The organism is Halorubrum ezzemoulense DSM 17463 (assembly GCF_002114285.1).
GTDB lineage: Archaea > Halobacteriota > Halobacteria > Halobacteriales > Haloferacaceae > Halorubrum > Halorubrum ezzemoulense.
Window position 1 is genome coordinate 1 of the sequence record NZ_NEDJ01000068.1, and the last position, 17,842, is coordinate 17,842.

General features: G+C 67.7%; 15 protein-coding genes. 9 read left to right on the plus strand and 6 right to left on the minus strand.

Annotated elements, in window-relative coordinates; all coding sequences use genetic code 11:
* Positions 1–83 precede the first annotated feature (83 nt).
* Entirely contained in the window at positions 84–2,603 is a 2,520-nt protein-coding gene (locus B9H04_RS14615; RefSeq protein WP_049931393.1) for an extracellular solute-binding protein, read from the plus strand.
* Between the two features lie 40 nt (positions 2,604–2,643).
* On the opposite strand, the gene B9H04_RS14620 is transcribed toward B9H04_RS14615, so the two are convergent.
* The 6 genes from B9H04_RS14620 to B9H04_RS14645 form a co-directional block, all read right to left on the minus strand.
* The gene (locus B9H04_RS14620; RefSeq protein ID WP_049931394.1) at positions 2,644–3,207 is read right to left on the minus strand and encodes a dihydrofolate reductase; all 564 of its coding nucleotides are present in this window, start codon (positions 3,205–3,207) and stop codon (positions 2,644–2,646) included.
* A gap of 40 nt (positions 3,208–3,247) precedes the next feature.
* A complete protein-coding gene (locus B9H04_RS14625; protein ID WP_085682823.1) occupies positions 3,248–4,306 on the minus strand; it encodes an ornithine cyclodeaminase family protein in 1,059 nt (352 codons plus the stop codon).
* Between the two features lie 20 nt (positions 4,307–4,326).
* Positions 4,327–5,811, minus strand: coding sequence for a glycerate kinase type-2 family protein (locus B9H04_RS14630; RefSeq protein ID WP_049931396.1), 1,485 nt, complete (start codon positions 5,809–5,811; stop codon positions 4,327–4,329).
* A gap of 85 nt (positions 5,812–5,896) precedes the next feature.
* Positions 5,897–7,276 carry an NCS2 family permease gene (locus B9H04_RS14635; protein ID WP_049931397.1) on the minus strand — a complete coding sequence of 460 codons (1,380 nt, stop codon included), beginning with the start codon at positions 7,274–7,276 and terminating at the stop codon, positions 5,897–5,899.
* Between the two features lie 126 nt (positions 7,277–7,402).
* Entirely contained in the window at positions 7,403–8,116 is a 714-nt protein-coding gene (locus B9H04_RS14640) for a phosphoribosyltransferase family protein (RefSeq protein WP_004598137.1), read from the minus strand.
* 74 nt (positions 8,117–8,190) lie between these two features.
* On the minus strand, positions 8,191–8,646 hold the full coding sequence (locus B9H04_RS14645) for a DUF7529 family protein (RefSeq protein ID WP_049931398.1): 456 nt from the start codon (positions 8,644–8,646) through the stop codon (positions 8,191–8,193).
* 183 nt (positions 8,647–8,829) lie between these two features.
* Here B9H04_RS14645 and B9H04_RS14650 point away from each other — a divergent pair, with 183 nt between their 5' ends.
* The 8 genes from B9H04_RS14650 (at position 8,830) to B9H04_RS18245 (ending at position 17,763) form a co-directional block, all read left to right on the plus strand.
* The gene (locus tag B9H04_RS14650) at positions 8,830–10,437 is read left to right on the plus strand and encodes an ABC transporter substrate-binding protein (protein ID WP_085682824.1); all 1,608 of its coding nucleotides are present in this window, start codon (positions 8,830–8,832) and stop codon (positions 10,435–10,437) included.
* A 28-nt stretch (positions 10,438–10,465) separates the two neighbouring features.
* Entirely contained in the window at positions 10,466–11,458 is a 993-nt protein-coding gene (locus B9H04_RS14655; RefSeq protein ID WP_049931400.1) for an ABC transporter permease, read from the plus strand.
* Position 11,459: 1 nt separating this feature from the next.
* On the plus strand, positions 11,460–12,479 hold the full coding sequence (locus B9H04_RS14660) for an ABC transporter permease (protein ID WP_049931401.1): 1,020 nt from the start codon (positions 11,460–11,462) through the stop codon (positions 12,477–12,479).
* Entirely contained in the window at positions 12,476–13,834 is a 1,359-nt protein-coding gene (locus B9H04_RS14665; RefSeq protein WP_248648648.1) for an ABC transporter ATP-binding protein, read from the plus strand. The genes B9H04_RS14660 and B9H04_RS14665 overlap by 4 nt, the downstream gene beginning before the upstream one ends.
* Positions 13,831–14,883, plus strand: coding sequence for an ABC transporter ATP-binding protein (locus B9H04_RS14670; RefSeq protein WP_049931402.1), 1,053 nt, complete (start codon positions 13,831–13,833; stop codon positions 14,881–14,883). The genes B9H04_RS14665 and B9H04_RS14670 overlap by 4 nt, the downstream gene beginning before the upstream one ends.
* A 121-nt stretch (positions 14,884–15,004) precedes the next feature.
* Positions 15,005–16,174, plus strand: a complete 1,170-nt coding sequence (locus tag B9H04_RS19275) for a multicopper oxidase domain-containing protein (RefSeq protein WP_248648649.1) — start codon at positions 15,005–15,007, stop codon at positions 16,172–16,174.
* Positions 16,174–17,163, plus strand: a complete 990-nt coding sequence (locus tag B9H04_RS14680) for a tyrosine-type recombinase/integrase (protein WP_080508576.1) — start codon at positions 16,174–16,176, stop codon at positions 17,161–17,163. Before B9H04_RS19275 ends, B9H04_RS14680 begins: the two co-directional genes overlap by 1 nt.
* Before the next feature lie 126 nt (positions 17,164–17,289).
* The gene (locus B9H04_RS18245) at positions 17,290–17,763 is read left to right on the plus strand and encodes a hypothetical protein (protein ID WP_139835110.1); all 474 of its coding nucleotides are present in this window, start codon (positions 17,290–17,292) and stop codon (positions 17,761–17,763) included.
* The last annotated feature ends 79 nt before the right edge of the window (positions 17,764–17,842 follow it).

Consider the following 17,842-nt stretch of genomic DNA (forward strand, 5'->3'; position numbering starts at 1 on the left):
CGCCCCTCCCGTCCGCGCGGTCGCTATCAGTCGGAATAATCTGACTCTCGATCTTATGTACCCCGGCCGGAGAGTGACGACAAATGAACAGTGACGACGCACGCACAGGCTCCGATCGCGGCACGTCCGATCGCGGTGCCGCCGACGGAGACCGCTCGACGACAGACCCCGACGCGACCACCGACGGCGGCGTCTCGTCGGAGGCGGCGCACCCGTCGGGAACGTCCGACGGCGACGTGCCGGCCGAGGCGTTCCGGGAGGTCGCGGAGCGGCTCGCCGACGGCGACCTCGGGGCCCGGTTCCCGGCCGCGGAGACCGACGGCGAGGCGGCGGCGCTCGCGGCGACGCTCAACGAGTTCGTCGAGGGGGTCGCGGAGACGGTGTCCGACGCCGACGGCTTCGGCGACGAGGTCGCTGGCGCGACCGAGCACGTCCGGTCGAACGTCGACCGGGCGAAAGACCAGAGCGAGGAGGTGTACGCCGCGGTCGACGAGATCGAGTCGGCCGCGACCCGCCAGCGCGACGACATCGCGGCCGCGACGAGCGAGCTCCAGACCGTCTCGGCCGCCACCGAGGAGGTCGCCGCCTCCGCGGACCAGGTGGCCGAGACCGCGGCCGACGTCGCCGAGCGGGCCGACGAGGGGACCGACGCCGCGACGGCCGCGATCGAGGACCTCCGCGTCGTCGACGAGCGGACCGAGGAGGCCCTCGAACGGGTCGAAACGCTGGAGTCGGAGGTCGCGGCGATCGAGGACGTCACCGACCTGATCCAGGACATCGCCGACGAGACGAACATCCTCGCGCTCAACGCCTCGATCGAGGCCGCCCGCGCCGGCGAGGCCGGGGCCGGCTTCGAGGTGGTCGCCGAGGAGGTCAAGGGCCTCGCGGAGGAGGCGCGAGAGGCGACCGGCGAGATCGAGTCGTCGATACGGTCGGTTCGCGCGGAGACGGACGCGACCGTCGACGAGATGGCCGAGATGCGCGAGCGCGCCGACGAGGGGATCCGCACGGCCGAGGCGGCGCTGGAGGCGTTCACCGACCTCGCCGACGACGTCTCGGAGACGACGAGCGGCGTCGCGGAGATCCGCGACGCGACCGACGACCAGGCGACCTCGATCGAGGCGGTGGTCGACGCCGTCGAGTCGGTCGGCGACCTCGCCGAGGAGACGGCCGCGGACGCGGGCGACGCCACCGCGGTCGCGCACGCGCAGAAGACGTCGCTGGCGGAGGTGGCCGCCGGCGCGTCGACGCTCGCCGACCGGACCGGGACCTTAGACGACGCGCTCGACGCGTACGACGCCGACGGGACCGCCGACGACGACGCGGTCGTCCTCGACTTCTGGCACGCGTTCGGCGGCCGCAAGGCGCGGCTCCTCGACGAGTTCGCCGCCGAGTTCGCCGCTCAGACCGACGGGGTCGCGGTCCGCCCCGCCTCGAAGGGAAGCTACCGCGGCGCGTTCCAGGCGACGCTCGCGGCGGCGGACCGGGGCGAGCCGCCGGCGATCGCCCACCTCTACGAGATCGGCACCCAGCGCGCGCTCGACAGCGGGGCGTTCACGCCCGTCGAGCGCCTCCTCGACGCCGAATCCGGGCGCGTCGCCCGAGGCGGGCCCGCCGCCGCGAGCGGTTCCGGCGTCGCCCTCGACGCCGACGACCTGCTCGACCCCGTCGCGAACTACTACCGGACGGACGGGGTGCTCCACTCGATGCCGTTCAACGCGTCGACGCCCGTGCTGTACTACGACCGGGCGGCGTTCGAGCGGGCCGGACTGGACCCCGACGACCCGCCCGAGACGTTCGACGAGGTCCGGCGCTGCGCCGAGCGGCTCGTCGAGCGCGGCGCGACCGAGACGGGGATCACGTTCGCGACGTACTCGTGGTTTATCGAGCAGTGGTTCGCCGAGGCCGGCGAACCCCTCGTCGACGCCGACAACGGTCGGGGCGGCACGCCGGCGGAGAGCCGGTTCGACGGACCCGTCGGCGAGCGGATCTACCGTTGGATCGCCGAGATGGCCGCCGACGGCCTGTACCACGACCCCGGCATCGAGGCCCGCGGGCAGGCCCGCGAGGCGTTCCAGGAGGGGCGCGCCGGAATGCTCATCGGCTCCACCTCCGCGATGGTCGACGTGCGGGAGGGCGCCTCCTTCCCGGTCGGCGTCGGCTACTTCCCGGTCGCCGACGAGCGGCACGGCGTCGTCGTCGGCGGGGGATCGCTGTGGGTCGCGGACGGCGCGTCGCCGGCGGAGCAGCGCGCCGCCGCGGCGTTCCTCGCCTGGCTCGCGGCCCCGGAACGGCAGGCGCGCTGGCACCGCGAGACCGGCTACTTCCCGGTCCACGAGGGCGCGATCGACCGGCTCGACCGCCAGGGGTGGTTCGACGAGAACCCCGGCTACCGCACCGCGATAGACCAGCTGCTCGACGCCGAGGACGCGGCGGCCACGACGGGCGCGCGGATCGGTCCGTTCGACACGGTCCGGACGCTCGCCGCCGAGGCGTCGGTTGACGCCCGCGAGCACGGGGTCGAGTCCGCGGTCGAGCGCCTCGCCGACAGCACCGCCGTCCAGCTCGAACGCTACGCGGCCGAGCGCGACGGCGGGGCGTAGTCGCTGTCGCGGGCGATCAAAAAGGCCGAGAGAAACCCGCTTAGCGCGCCCGACGGACCCACTCGCGCAGCGTGAACCGGTCGTACGCCGTCTCTTCGGCCACGTCCCACTCCGCCTCGTCCCACGCCGGGTAGTACGTGTCCCCGTCGAACGCGCCCTCGACGTGGCTGAGGGCCATCCCGTCGAGGTGCGGCTGGAACAGCTCGTAAATGCCGCCGCCGCCGAGGACGTAGACCGTCTCGTCCCCCTGGTCCGACGCCTCGACCGGCCCCGACGCCGGACTGGTCTCGGCGGGCACGCGCTCCCGCTCGGCGGGGGCGTCCCCGACGATGTCGCGGGCCGCCGCGAGCGCCTCCTCGACGCCGCTCGCGACGAGCGCCGTCGGCGCGTCGACCGCGTCGACGCTCCGGCTCACGACGATCTGGCGGCGTCCGGGCAGGTCGCCGCGCATCGAGTCGAACGTGCGTCGGCCGAGAATCACCGGTGACTCCGCGACGCGCTCGCGGTACTGCCGCACGTCCGCCTCGATGTGCGGCCACGGCACCTCGCCGTCTCTCCCGATCACCCGGTTCTCCGCGAGCGCCGCGACGCTGACGAGTCTCACGGCCGGCGTACGCGGCGAGGAGACAAAAGCGGCCCGTCGTTCAGCCGTCGAGGCCCAGCAGGTCGAACGGGTACCCGTTGTCCAGCTCGTCGGCGCGCTCGTAGACGACGCGCGCGGCCGCCACGTCCTGAATCGCGAGCCCCGTCGAGTCGAAGACGCTGACGCCGCTCACGCCGTCGGCGTCGGCGGGGGTCCCCGGCGTCCCGGGACGGCCCGCCCGACGGCCGACGACTATCTCGCCGATCTCGCCGTAGATGTCCTCGTCGGTGAGCGTCCCCGCGGCGTAGGGGACGTTGATCTCGCCCGAGTGGGTGCACTGCTCGTGGTCGTCGATGACGACCGTGGCGTCGACGAGGAGGTCGTCCGCGAGCTCGTGTTTCCCCTCCGCGTCCGCGCCCATCGCGTTGACGTGCGTGTGGTCGCCCACGTCCTCGGGACCGACGATCGGACTCTCGACCGGCGTCACCGTCGAGAGGATATCGCAGTGGCCCGCCTCCGAGACCGAGCCCGCGCGCACGTCGAACCGGCCCCCGAAGGCGTCGAGGAAGTCGGCGACGCGCTCCTCGTCGAGGTCGCTCACGACGACCTCCTCGATGTCCCGCACCGTCGAGATCGCTTCGAGTTGGGTGTACGACTGGACGCCGGCGCCGACGATCCCGAGCGAACTCGCGTCGGGGACGGCGAGGTGGTCGGTCGCGACCGCGGCGGCCGCGCCGGTGCGTTTCATCGTCAGCGTCGTCCCGTCGCGGACCGCCAGCGGGAACGCCGTCTCGGGGTCAGAGTAGATCATCGTCCCCATCACGGTCGGGAGGTCGTGGTCGGCGGGGTTGTCGGTGTGGACGTTCACCCACTTGATCCCGGCTGCGTCCCACCCGTCGCCGGTCGCCGTCTCCTCGGCGACGTCCTCCTCACGGACATCGAGGTAGGCGGGCATCGACCGGAAGTCGCCGTTGTACTCGGGCAGATCGATGTACGACTTCGCCGGCATCTTGGCGTCGCCGCGCTCGTAGGCGGTGAACGCGCCGCGGACCGCGTCGATTACCCGGTCCATCTCGGCGTTCTCGTCTACGTCGTCTGCGTTGAGGAGCAGCGTCTGCATGCCGCAAAATTCGCCGGCCGTCACTTAGTCCCTTCCGAACGCGATCCGCTCGCCTCAGACCCCGCAACGCGTCCGCCGACCACCACCGCGCGCAGGTCGTTGACGTTCGTCCCGGTCGGTCCCGTGCGGACCAGCGCGTCCGCCCCGTCGAGCAGCGGGTACGCGTCGTGCTCGTCGAGCGCGGCCGCGGCCGCATCGCGGCTCAGGGTGGCCTCGGGGCCGTCGCCGACGAGGCGGTCGTCGATCAGCGCGCCGGCCGCGTCCGTCGCGCCGTCGATACCGTCGGTGTCGACGCTCGCGACGGCGATCCCCTCGCCGTCGCGCCCCGACGCGTCGAGCTCGGCCGCCGCCGACAGCGCGAACTCCCCGTTCGGCCCGCCCTCGCCGGGGTCCGCGCCGAGCGTCACCGTCACCTCGCCGGCCGAGAGGAGGACCGCGGGCGGAGCGACCGGGTCGCCCGCCGCCCGGCACTCCTCGGCGACCGCCGCGTGGGTCTTCGCCGCCTCCCGCGCCTCGCCGCGCACCCGCGAGGAGAGCACGAGCGGGTCGTACCCCCGCGCCGCGGCGACCTCCCGGGCCGCGTTCAGGGCCGTCCGCGCGCTCGCGACGATCCGGACCCCGACGCCGTCGAACGCCGGGTCGCCCGTCTCGGGGGTCTCCGCGACCTCGCCTGCGGCGCCGCGGTCGAGCCGCGCGGTCACGGCGTCCGGGGTGTCGACCCCGTACCGGTCGAGGACCGCGTTCGCGTCCGCGTAGGTCGTCGGGTCGGGCGAGAGCGGGCCGCTCGCGATCACCGCCGGGTCGTCGCCGGTCACGTCGCTGATCGCGAGGCCGAGGACGTCGGCGGGGGCGGCCGCCCGGGCCAGCCGTCCCCCCTTCACCGCCGAGAGGTGTTTGCGGACCGCGTTGATCTCGTCGATAGTCGCGCCGCTGGCCAGCAGCGCCTCGGTCGTCTCGCGCAGGTCGTCAAGCCCGATCCCGTCGGCGGGCGCGGCCAGCAGCGCGCTCCCGCCGCCCGTGAGCAGGCCAATCACGAGGTCGTCGGCGCCGGCGTCGGCCGTGAGCGCCCGCACCCGACGGGCGCTCTCGACGCCCGTCTCGCTCGGCGTCGGGTGGTCGCCGGGGAGGACGGCGACCCGCTCGGTCTCGACGGGGTCGTCCGTGACTACCGCGCCCTCAGCTATCCGGCCGCCGAGGAGCCGCTCGACCGCGGCCGCGAAGTGGCCCGCCGCGTTGCCCGCCCCGACGACCAGCACGCGGTCGTACGCGGCGAGGTCGTAGGCGGCCGTCGCGTCGTCGTGGGCCGTGCTCGCGTCCTCGACGCCCGCGACCGTCAGCCGGTCGCCGTCCAGCGCGAGGGCGTCGTCGACCACTCCGGCCGGGTGCGCCGCCTCGATGCCGGCCACGACGCAGTCGAGCGCGAGTTCGCGGACCGGATCGCCCGCGTGTCCCTCGCGGTCCGCGACGGTCACGGAACGGTCGGCGTCGTCGGGTGCGTCAGACATGGGTCGGATCGCTCATTCCCGTCTGCGTTCCGACGCTTCAAGAGGACTCCGCCGAGGCGCCCGGAGGAGCCCCGCCCGGCCCCGCTCAGAGGATGAGATCGGCGGTCGAGAGGACGTAGTAGACCGCCAGCAGCGCGGCGATGGCGTACTGCCCGAGCGCGACCTCGTCGCCCTCGCCGACCGCGAGCTTGATGATCGGGTACGCGACGATACCGGCCGCCAGTCCGTCGGCGATGGAGTAGGCGAACGGCATCACGGTGACCGTGAGCCCGGCGGAGACGGCCCACGCGGGATCGTCCCAGTCGACCTCGACGAGCCCCTGAAGCATCATCACGCCGACGACGATCAGCGCGATGAAGGAGGCGTACTCGGGGATCGCGGCGACGACGGGGATCACGGCGAGCGACGCGAGGAACAGCGCGGCGACGACCAGGGCGGTGAGCCCGGTGCGACCGCCCTCCTCGACGCCCGCGGACGACTCGATGAACGTCGTCACCGTCGAGGTGCCGACCATCGCGCCGAAGGTGGTCCCGACGGCGTCGGCCATCAGCGGCTTGTCCATGTCGGGGAGGTCGCCGTCATCGTCGAGGAAGTCGCCGAACTGCGAGACGCCGATGAGCGTCCCCGCGGTGTCGAAGAAGTCCACGAAGAAGAACGTGAACACGACCAGCACGAACGTGAGCGGGTCGATGTTCGCCAGCCCGTCGACGAACGCGCCCGCGAGCGGCGTGATGTCGTACTGCGCCGACGGCAGCGTCTCCGGCGTGACCGTCCCGCGGGCGAAGACGCCGCCGAGAGTGAGCGCCCAGCCGGCAATCGAGGTGGTCGCGATGCCGATGACGATGGCGCCCGTGACGTTCCGCGCCCACAGCACGAACGTCAGCACCAGCCCCAAGACCCCGAGGATCGCCCACGGGTTCGCGAAGACGCCGCCGAGCGTGACCAGCGTCGCCTCGTCCGGCACGACGATCTGGAGCTCCTGAAGCCCGATGAAAAGCAGGAACAGGCCGATGCCGGCCCCGACCGAGCGCTTCACCGGCTCCGGGAACAGCCGGATGACGTACTCGCGCGCGCCGACGAGGGTCAGGAGTATGAACAGGACCCCCTCGACGAAGACGGCGGCCAGCGCCGTCTGCCACGGCACGCCGAGCCCCAGCACGACGGTGTACGCGAAGAAGGCGTTGAGCCCGAGCCCGGGCGCGAGCCCGAACGGCCGGTTCGCGTACAGCGCCATCACGGCCGTCCCCACCGCCGCCGAGAGGACGGTCGCGATGGCGATCATCTGGACCACCTCGAAGAACTCGTACCCGGGGATCTGGATCGCGTCGGCCAGGATGAACGGGTTCACGACGATGATGTACGACATCGCGAGGAACGTCGTGAGCCCGGCGACCAGTTCGGTGCGGACGTCCGACCCGTGCGACTCCACGTCGAACCGCTCGGCGAGCGTGTCTGAAAGGCCCATTGAACAGGTAGATGTTCCCCGGGATCGAGTGATAAGCTTTGCTGAACGAAGCGCTCAGATATACACGAACGCGCATTAAAACGCGAAAAAGTCCTGTTTATTCTCGAAGAGTATGCGCGAACGTGGCTACTCGAACGTGGTCAGCGCGCCGACCGGCGCGTCGGTGATCGCTCGCGCGCGGTCCATCCCCTCGTCGCCAACGGCGATGAGCGCGAACACGCCGGTAACGTCAGCGTCGCCTTGGAGCGCGATGTCCAAGAGGAGCTCTTGAGTCTCGCCCGACCGGATCAGGTCGTCGACGACCAACACCGTGTCGCCGGCGTCGATGGCGCTCGCGGGGAGGTAGTAGGTGAGCTCGATGCCCGAAGCGAGCCGCTGGCGCGACTCGATGAACTCCTCGACGGCGGTCTCCTTCGACTTCTTCGCGTACGCCAGGCGTGCGTCGAAGAAGGAGGCCATCGCCGCGCCGAGCGTGATCCCGTCCGTCGCGGCCGTCAACACCACGTCCGGCGACTCGAACTCGAACGTCTCCGCCGCCACAGGCGCCACGAGGTCGAGGAACGACTGGTCGAAGACGACGCCGGAGTTGTCGACGTAGCCTTCGTCGTCGAACTCGACGCGCGCGACCAGCTCGTCGGCGAGCGCCTCGCGCCCGACCGACTCGACCACCTCGCTCGCGCGGTCGGTGCCGGGCAGGACGTGCCCGTTCACGTACCGGTTCAGGTCGCCAGCGGGCAGCCCGGTCACCGCGGACAGCTCCTCGTACGTTCGCGTCTCCTTCAGCATCCGCAACACGGCGACCGCCTGTAGCTGGAGGGCCGCCTTCTCTGCGCGGTTCATACTAATGATCGCGATCGCACAAGTATGAACATGTCGAAGTCACACGCGGGGAGAACACCCCACGAGTGTGGTTCTCACGACTCGGGCGCGTCGAAGAACACCGCGGGGTCGTCGATCGCGATCGCGACGTGGTCGCGGTCGTCGAGCGGGCGCAGCCGGACCGTGAGCGCGCCGTTCGCCGCCGCGGCCGCGCGCAGCGAGGCGAGGTCTTCGTCGCCGATGTACGTCGGAATACAGAGCGCCACCTCCGCCGCCTCGTCGGTCGCGACCACCAGCCGGTACGCGACGCCGTCCGCGGCGCCCGCGTACACGTCGACGCCGTCGATCGCGGCCTCGTCGACCGCCTCGAGCGCCGCCTCGAACTCCGACTCCGGTAACAACACGTCGACGCGGGCCGCGTCGGCGACCGGGTTCACTTGTCCGGGGTGTCCGGCGACGGCGGTCCAGCCGCGCTCTCGGTACGCCGCTGCCGTCGACTCCGCGTCCTCCTCGACCGCTCCCCACCGCGGTCCGGGATCGGGTACGTCCATGTCGCGCGGCTATCGCCCACGTCCGTACATAAGCGTCGGTTTCCGACTCGTATCGTGCCTGTCCCGCGTACCCGCGCTCGCCCCCGACCCGTCTGCGCTACCGTCGACGGACCGTTGGCAGTCGGGCCGAAAGGGGCCGGGTCTGCCGGTAGGTTCATAACTCTCTATCGTATGGGATCGCCTATGCCTACTGACAACGACGATCATGTCGACAGGCGGACGGTGCTCAAGTACGCCGGAACGGCCGGTTCTGTCGGTCTCGCAGGCTGTTCCGGAGGCGGCGACGGCGGCGACGGCGGCGACGGTGACGGCGACGGCGGTGACGGTGACGGTGGCGACGGCGGCGGCGACAGCTTCGAACTCGGCGTCACCATGGGCCAGATGGACTCCGGGCTCGACCCGCAGGACCACGCCGAGACGAACACCGAGATCATCGTCGGCCAGCTGTACGAGGGCCTCCTCGACCGCGACAAGGAGGGCGGCATCATCGCCGGCCTCGCCAACGAGTGGGAGCGCACCGAGGACGGCAGCGTCCAGTTCATGCTGCGCGACGGGATCACTTTCCACAACGGCGACGAGGTCACGCCGCAGGACGTCCGGTACAGCATCCGCCGGATCGTCTTCGAGGACGTCGGGATCGTCAGCCCGCAGTCCAACGACCTCGGCCTGGTCGACGAGGTGACGACCGGCGACGGGCAGGTGACGGTCTCCTTCGAGGGGTTCAACCCGATCGCCTTCCAGCTGTTCGCGACGAACGGCCCGATCATGCAGCAGTCGTGGGTCGAGGAGAACGGCGGCGACTACATCAACCGGAACGCCAACGGGACGGGGCCGTTCCGCCTCACGAACTACGAGTCGGGGAACCAAGTCGTCTACGAGCCCAACGAGGAGTACTGGGACGGCGCGCCCGAGGTCGACGAGCTCACCATGACCGCCTCCAGCGAGTCGAGCACGCGGGTCAACCAGCTGCTCGCGGAGGAGACGGACATCGTGACGAACGTACCGCCGAACGAGGTGTCGCGGGTGAACAGCTCCGACGTGGCGACGATCAACTCCGTTGCGAGCGCGCGGATCATCTTCCTCCAGATGCGCTACGACGTGGAGCCGTTCTCCAGCCAGCAGTTCCGGCAGGCGATGAACCACGCGGTCGATGTCGAGAGTATCATCGAGAACGTGCTCAACGGCTTCGGCAACATCACCTCCCAGCCGACCCTCGACGGCCACGTCGGCTACAACCCCGACATCGACCCGTATCCGTACGACCCCGACGAGGCCGAGCGGCTCGTCGAGGAGTCGGGGCACGCGGGCGTCGAAATCACGCTTGAGACGCCGATCGGCCGGTACCTCCGCGACGGCCAGATCGCGCAGGCGGCCGCCAGCCAGATCGACTCGCTGTCGAACGTCTCCTGTGAGGTCGAACAGCGTGAGTTCTCTTCGCTCGTTCAGGACGTCACCGCGCCGAACATCGAGGACCGCCCGCACTTCAACCTCCTCGGGTGGGGGAACGCGGAGTTCGACGGCAGCCAGACGCTGACGCCGCTGCTCTCCTCCGAGGGCGCGCTGACGGTGCTGAAAAACGACGAGCTCGACGGGCTGCTCACGGACGCCGAGGCGACCGAGGACCCCGACGAGCGCGTCGACATCCTCCAGGAGGCGAACCAGCTCGCCCACGACCTCGCGCCGTGGGTGTTCATGCACCAGCAGTTCAGCGTCTACGGCGTCTCCAGCGACATCTCCTGGGAACCGCGGGCCGACGAGTTCATCGACCCGGACACGGCGACCCAGCAGTAACGCGACTCACCTCTCCATATCGTTAGTAATGTCACTCGGCAGATTCGCACTCAAAAGAAGCCTCCAGGGGATCGGCGTCGTCTGGGGCGTCATCACGGTCGTGTTCGCGCTCCGGTTCGTCACCCCCGGGAGCCCGATCAACGCGGTCGCGCCGCTCGACGCGTCACAGGAGACGCGGCAGGCGATCGCCGCCGAACTGGGGCTCGACCAGCCGCTGTACGTCCAGTACGGACGGTACGTCTTCGAGCTGCTCCAGGGCGACATGGGCCGGTCCTACATCCGCGGGCAGGAGGTCACGACCCTCGTCTTCGAACGCCTCCCCGCCACCGTGGAACTCGCTGTCGCCGCGAGCGTCGTGGCGATCGTCTTGGCGATCCCGCTCGGCGTGATCAGCGCCACGAACCGGAACGACCCGGTCGACTACGGCGCGACACTGCTGTCGCTCGGCGGCATCTCGACGCCGAACTTCTGGCTCGGGATCATGCTCATCCTGATCTTCGCGGTGGAGTTCAACATCTTCAACACCAGCGGCCGTGGGGTCGACGTCGGCGACGTCGCCCTCTCGGTCGTCAACGCCGAGCCGTTCGTCGGGACGCTGCTGACGTGGCTCGCGTACATCACGCTGCCCGCGATCGCCTTGGGGACCTACTTCATGGCGCTCATCACCCGGCTGACGCGGTCCGGGATGCTGGACGAACTCAGCCAGGGCTACGTTCAGGCCGCGCGCGCCAAGGGGCTCCCGCGGACGCTGATCCGATACAAACACGCGCTCCGGAACACCCTCATCCCCGTGATCACCGTCCTCGGACTCCAGCTCGGGACGCTGATCGGCGGCGCCGTGATCACCGAGGCGGTGTTCTCCTGGCCCGGGCTCGGCACGCTGGTCATCGAGAGCATCAACCAGCGGGACTGGCCCGCGCTCCAGGGGAGCCTCATCGTCATCGGGACGAGTTTCGTCCTCGTCAACATCCTCGTCGACGTTGTGTACGCCTACCTCGACCCGGAGGTGGTGACCGACTAACATGGTCTCTTCACGTGTCATTCGCAATCTCAAGAAGGAGTTCAGACAGAGCGGGCTCGCGAAGCTCGGGCTGGCGCTGGTGGTGATCATCGTGTTGGCCGCCGTGTTCGCCCCGTTCATCGCGCCCCACAACCCGAACGACCAACAGCTCAACCAGAGCGAGCTGCCGCCGATCGGCTTCTCGCAGACGGAGGAGCGGACCTCCTCGCAGATGGTCGACGGCGAGATCCAGACCGTCACCGAGGAGGTCGAGATCACCGCGGACCCGGCCCACGTGTTCGGCACCGACGGGCTCGGTCGCGACATGTTCTCGCGAGTGGTGTACGGCGCCCGGACCTCGCTCGTCGTCGGCGTCCTCGGGACGCTCTTGGCGGCGTCGATCGGGGTGCCGGTCGGCCTGCTCGCCGGCTACCACCGCGGACGGGTCGACGACGCGCTGATGCGGATCGCGGACATCAGCCTCGCGTTCCCCTCGCTCGTGTTGGCGGTCGCGCTGATCGGGCTGTGGGGCCGCGCGGCGGTGAACGTCCCCGACCCGTTCGTCGTCGCTGGCCTCGCGCCGGAGATGCCGAGCAGCTTCGTATTGCCCATAACGGTGGTGATCGTCGTCGGCCTCGTCAACTGGGTGTGGTTCGCCCGCGTCGCCCGCGGGGAGGCGCTCTCCCTGCGCGGGCAGGAGTACGTGAAGGCGTCGCGCGCGCTCGGCGCCGGCGACAACACGATCATCCTCCGGCACGTCCTCCCGAACGCGATCACGCCGATCATCGTCCTCGGGACGGTGCAGGTGGCGGCGATCATCCTCTTGGAGAGCTCGCTGTCGTTCCTCGGCTTCTCCGGGACCACGCTGTCGTGGGGCTTCGACATCGCGCAGGGGCGCGACTACGTCTCCTCCGGCCAGTGGTGGATCGCCTCCATCCCCGGGCTCGCGATCATGCTGTCGGTGATCGGGATCAATCTGCTCGGCGACTGGCTGCGTGACGCCTTGGACCCCGGTATCGAGGGCGAAGGGGGTGCCGCATGAGGGACGCCGAGCGGCCGGACGACGACCCGGCGGGGAGCGAGCCGACCGCGGCGACCGACGGCGGGGCGAGCGACCCCGCCGCGACCGCCGACGCCGGACGCCTCGGCGCGGCGACGCCGAGCGGGGCGCCCGCGCCCGGCGACGTGCTGTCGGTCCGGGACCTCTCGACCCGCTTCTTCACCGAAGAGGGGCAGATCAACGCGGTGGAGTCGGCGTCGTTCGACCTCCGCGAGGACGAGATCCTCGGCGTGGTCGGCGAGTCCGGCTCCGGCAAGTCCGTGACGGCGCTGTCGCTCGTCGACCTCGTCGAGACCCCGGGCCGGATCACCGCCGGCGAGGTGTGGTACCGCGACCCCGACCTCGCCGAGGAGTTCCGCGGGACCGAGGGGGTCGGGGTCGACGGCGACCACGTCGACCTCCGGACCGTGCCGCCCAGCGTCCGGCGGTCGCTGCGCGGCCCCTCGTTCAGCGTCATCTTCCAGGACCCGATGAGCAGCTTCAACCCCTCGATCACCGTCGGCGAACAGATCGCCGAGGCGGTCGAGGTGCAGCGGCGGGCGCGGGCGAACCCCCGCTCGACGCGCTCGCGGACGCAGGGGTACGGGCTCGGGAAGTACCTCCTCGACGGGATCGTCCCCGGTCGCGACTACACGAGCGAGGAGAGCATGGACCGGGCGGTCGAGCTGCTCGGGCAGGTCGGGATCCCCGACCCCGAGGAGCGCGTCGACGAGTACCCCGGCCAGTTCTCGGGCGGGATGCTCCAGCGCGCGATGATCGCGCAGGCGCTCGCCGGCGAGCCGGACGTGCTGATCGCCGACGAGCCGACGACCGCCCTCGACGTGACGATCCAGGCGCAGATCCTGAACCTGCTGAAAGAGATCCAGGCGGACCGCGGGATGAGCATCGTGCTCATCACCCACGACCTCGGTGTCATCGCCGAGATGTGCGACCGCGTCTGCGTGATGTACGCCGGCGAGATCGTCGAGCGCGGCACGCTCGACTCCGTCTTCGAGGACACCGTTCACCCGTACACGCGGGGGCTGCTCGGCTCCATCCCGGACGTGGACGACCCGCGGGCGCGGCTCGAACCGATCGCGGGCAACGTCCCGAGCCTGATCGACGCCGAGATGGGCGACCGGTGTTACTTCGCGGACCGGTGCCCGAAGGCGATGGAGGCGTGCCTCGACAAGCCGCCCGAGGCGACGGTCGAGGCCGCCGTCGACCACGGCGCCAAGTGCGTCCTCGCGGACCGCGAGTACGACCCGGCCGACGCGCTCCCCGACGGCTACTTCGACGGGGGCGACGCCGCCGATCCCGACGACGGGGTCGCGGCCGACGGAGGTGACGGCGAGTGAGCGACTCGCTGCTCTCCGTCGACGGGCTGAAAAAGTACTACGCGGACGACCCGTCGCTCGTCGACCGCCTGCTCGGACAGGAGTCGGAGAGCGTGAAGGCGGTCGACGGCGTCTCCTTCGACGTGCGCGAGGGCGAGACGCTCGGGCTCGTCGGCGAGTCCGGCTGCGGGAAGTCGACGACCGGCGAGACGGTGTTGCGGCTCCGCGAGCCCACCGCCGGCGAGATCACCTTCGACGGCGAGGACGTGCGGGGCATGGGGTCGCGGGAGCTGACGGAGTTCCGCCGGCGCGCCCAGATCGTGTTCCAGGACCCGTTCTCCAGTCTCGACCCGCGGATGACCACCGGCGACATCGTCACTGAGGGGTTGCGGATCCACGACGTGGCCGACCGGGCTGAGCGGCGCGAGACGGCCCGCGACCTGCTCGAACGCGTCGGGCTGTCCGCCGACCAGATGGACCGGTACCCCCACGAATTCTCCGGCGGGCAGCGACAGCGGATCGGGATCGCCCGCGCGCTCGCCTTGGACCCCGACTTCGTCGTCCTCGACGAGCCGGTGTCCGCCCTCGACGTGAGCGTTCAGGCCCAGATCCTGAACCTGCTCGAAGACCTTCAGGACGACTTCGGGCTCACGTTCCTCTTCATCGCGCACAACCTCGGCGTGGTCCGCCACGTCTGCGACCGCGTCGCGGTGATGTACCTCGGCGAGATCGTCGAGATCGGGCCGGTCGAGGAGATCTTCGACGACCCCGCCCACCCGTACACGAAGGCGCTCCTGTCGAGCGTCCCGCGAGCGAGCACGGACGCGCGAGACGAGGAGTTCACCACGCTCCGCGGCGACGTGCCCTCGCCGCGGAACCCGCCGAGCGGGTGTCGGTTCCACACCCGATGTCCGGAGGCGCGGGCCGCCTGCCGGGAGTCGACCCCCCCGGGGTACGACCTCGGCGAGGAGCGCACGGCGACCTGCTTCCGGACGGACGACGACCACGCCTACTGGGACAGCGAGCCCATCGGCGAGAACGCGGCCGCCGAGGAGCCGGCGGACGACTGAGCGATCCGGTCGCCGCGGTCGCTGCCGCATTTATGTGCTCGCGGACGAACTGGTTCGCTCGTCGTGTCTCGAACCGGGAAGCCGCGTCCGGGTTATCTCTCCCCACCCCCTCGCTTGAGACATGTCGCAGAACGACTCCGTCTCCGACGGCGGCTTCGCGCGACGAACGATCCTTCAGGCCGCGGGGCTCTCGGGCGTCGCCGGGCTGGCGGGCTGTCTGAACGAGGCCACCACCACCGCGAGCGCCGGCGACGACGCGGACCCGCCGGCGACCGACGACGGGCCGACGCTCCCGGAGACGGGGTCGCCGGAGGTCGTCGACCTCGACGAGCGCGGCCGCGAGGTGACGCTGCGCTCGGTCCACGCCCGACACGCGGCCCACCCCGGGAGATCGCTGGGCGGGCCGGTCGAGATGCCGGTGACGTGGGCGTTCCAGGCCGACGACGGGACGCCGAGCGTCCCCGGCCCGGTGCTCCGGGCGACCGAGGGCGACGACCTCTCGATCACCCTCGACAACACCGGCGGGGAGATGCCGCACACGCTCCACTTCCACGGCGTCTCGAAGTCGTGGAAGGACGACGGGGTCCCGTCCACGACGGGGATCACCGTGATGCCCGGCGAGGAGCACACCTACCAGATCGGCGCGGACGTGCCCGGCACCCACCTCTACCACTGCCACTTCAACACCCCGATGCACATGGACATGGGGATTGTACGGGTTCCCTGTCTGTATTACATAGGTTTTATACATGGCGGGTGTGTCTGTCGAATCGTAATGCCAGAGAGAAAGCGTGTTAATCTCACAGTCTCGCCAGCACAGAAAGAGAAATGGGACGACGCAGTCGACGACTCCCCCGAATATTCCAGTCTGTCCGATCTAATTCGTACCTCAGTCGCACACGAACTTTCCGGTGAAAGTGGGGGAGATACGGGAGAGGTTAGCCCACGCACCACAGAGGCTAACACGGAAGCACTTGACCGTGTTACAGATTCACTCAGTCGGATGGAAAGTACACTCTCCGGCTTAGACGAACGCCTATCCGACGTAGAGAAGGCTGTTACCTCTACCGGGCGGGCGGAGCTAAAGAACGATATTGTCGATCAACTTCCCGAATCTGAATCCGATGAAGGGTTAGACGGGGAAACCCCGGAGAGAATCGCGGAGAGAATCGGAGAGGATTCAGAGAGGGTCGCGAGCATACTGCGACAGATGGCAGATGAGACTAATCTCGTAACTCGGGTTGGCGAGGGTGAACATAGCTCAGCTTACGCCCGCAATGAGGGCTTCTAATGGACTTCGAGAGGCTCCTAAAGCAATTCAAGAAACGCCGGACGTCCGATATTGGCAAATCCAGTGAATCAACTGCTGATAGATATATTAGCCACGTTCGCAGCTGGAAAGATTGGTTATCCACCGAGCGGAGTAAGACGATCTGGGAAGCTGAAACCTCGGATTTGCGTATGTTCGCAGAAGATTTGATCTACGACGGTATGGCAGCCAGTACCGTTGCTCAACGCGTTTCCGGTATCTCGAAGTTCTATCAAGATTGTGCGAAAATGGCTGACAGATTCGAGGATATGCCGGATGTACCAGCAAATCCCTACGATGGATTTGACAAAGAAGACAAGGAAATGCTTCGAGGAGACACGAAAAAACAGAAATCCCTCGAAGAATCTGACGGTGATAAATATCCGTACCTCGAACCTGAAGAAGTGAAACAGCTAATAAAAAATGTTCCACCTCCACGACTGCGAAACGAATTGATTATTCGTCTGATGTTTGACTGTGGGTTTCGACGGGGAGAATTGACTCATTCCAAGGTCGATCAGGTGGACGAAAGTGACAACACCATTCGCATCCCTCCCCGAAAGTCCGAAGGTCGCACTGTTGGATTTCGTGAGGATACCGGACTGCTTCTTGACCGCTGGTTGAACCACGGCGGTCGGGAGAGTGCGACCTATGCTGATGAGTCTGAATACATTTTCCCGACTAATGACAGTGAGCATATTTCCGGCGTTCATCTAAATCAAATGGTCAAAAAGGCCGCCAAAAAAGCTGGAATACAAGAAGTGTCTGCCACATATTCTAATGGTCAAAAGCAGCATAAAGTGACTCCACACATACTAAGACACTCGTTCGCAATGGATAAGCTGGAGAAAGTAGATGTGACGACTTTACAGAAACTAATGGGACATACGGATCTTGAGACAACTATGATCTACGTCAACATGTCCGATGAGGCTGCTAAAGAGGAATCCAAGCAGTTTACCGACTTCTGAAGGATTGAACGCCACACTTAGCGCACCGAGATACCACTTCCACGGACTTCTTTCGGAGGTCGGCACTACGCACGGCGATGCCGACAGCCAAACCTCTTTACACAGAGAAAATATTAGTCAATTATAATGACTGACGATAGAGATGATTCAGAAGATCCGAATCATATTCAAACTGCGTCTAAATCGACTCGTTTAGGGGTTTTAAGTCTGTTTTTGGGGATATACCACTCGATACTTGGTATGAAAGAATGGATAGATAACAGAGGCCTTATTGTTCGATCTTTTATTTCTGGAGGCATATTTGTCGGTGTTATGTGGGTACTCAACGGCGTGGGAAATGCTATTTTCACGACATTTTGGGGGCAAGCGGTGTATATGTCTGGTTTAAACCTCCGATTACTTCCAATACCTGTGAGTTTAGCCATATACATTTTGGCTGTTCTGTTTTTTTCGTTTGGGTTTTCTCTGGACTCGTCTATCCGGAGCCAACAATCAGAGATTGAAGAATTAAAGTCAGAAATCAACGATATAGAATCTGAGTTGGATAAAGTAAAAGAAGATGATAAAAAAGCTAAAGAAAAATCTTTATCCAACGATTAAATCAGAGATACTGAACATTTATAATATAATTATGTATGCTGTGAAACTTCCCTCCCGCACGTACGTGCCCATTCCGCAA

Excerpts from the sequence above, each read along its gene's own strand:
- B9H04_RS14615 (WP_049931393.1), top strand. The coding sequence starts at position 84 with ATGAACAGTGACGACGCACGCACAGGCTCCGATCGCGGCACGTCCGAT.
- B9H04_RS14625 (WP_085682823.1), bottom strand. The coding sequence starts at position 4,306 with ATGCAGACGCTGCTCCTCAACGCAGACGACGTAGACGAGAACGCCGAG.
- B9H04_RS14630 (WP_049931396.1), bottom strand. The coding sequence starts at position 5,811 with ATGTCTGACGCACCCGACGACGCCGACCGTTCCGTGACCGTCGCGGAC.
- B9H04_RS14635 (WP_049931397.1), bottom strand. The coding sequence starts at position 7,276 with ATGGGCCTTTCAGACACGCTCGCCGAGCGGTTCGACGTGGAGTCGCAC.
- B9H04_RS14640 (WP_004598137.1), bottom strand. The coding sequence starts at position 8,116 with ATGAACCGCGCAGAGAAGGCGGCCCTCCAGCTACAGGCGGTCGCCGTG.
- B9H04_RS14645 (WP_049931398.1), bottom strand. The coding sequence starts at position 8,646 with ATGGACGTACCCGATCCCGGACCGCGGTGGGGAGCGGTCGAGGAGGAC.
- B9H04_RS14650 (WP_085682824.1), top strand. The coding sequence starts at position 8,830 with ATGCCTACTGACAACGACGATCATGTCGACAGGCGGACGGTGCTCAAG.
- B9H04_RS14655 (WP_049931400.1), top strand. The coding sequence starts at position 10,466 with ATGTCACTCGGCAGATTCGCACTCAAAAGAAGCCTCCAGGGGATCGGC.
- B9H04_RS14660 (WP_049931401.1), top strand. The coding sequence starts at position 11,460 with ATGGTCTCTTCACGTGTCATTCGCAATCTCAAGAAGGAGTTCAGACAG.
- B9H04_RS14665 (WP_248648648.1), top strand. The coding sequence starts at position 12,476 with ATGAGGGACGCCGAGCGGCCGGACGACGACCCGGCGGGGAGCGAGCCG.
- B9H04_RS19275 (WP_248648649.1), top strand. The coding sequence starts at position 15,005 with ATGTCGCAGAACGACTCCGTCTCCGACGGCGGCTTCGCGCGACGAACG.
- B9H04_RS14680 (WP_080508576.1), top strand. The coding sequence starts at position 16,174 with ATGGACTTCGAGAGGCTCCTAAAGCAATTCAAGAAACGCCGGACGTCC.
- B9H04_RS18245 (WP_139835110.1), top strand. The coding sequence starts at position 17,290 with ATGACTGACGATAGAGATGATTCAGAAGATCCGAATCATATTCAAACT.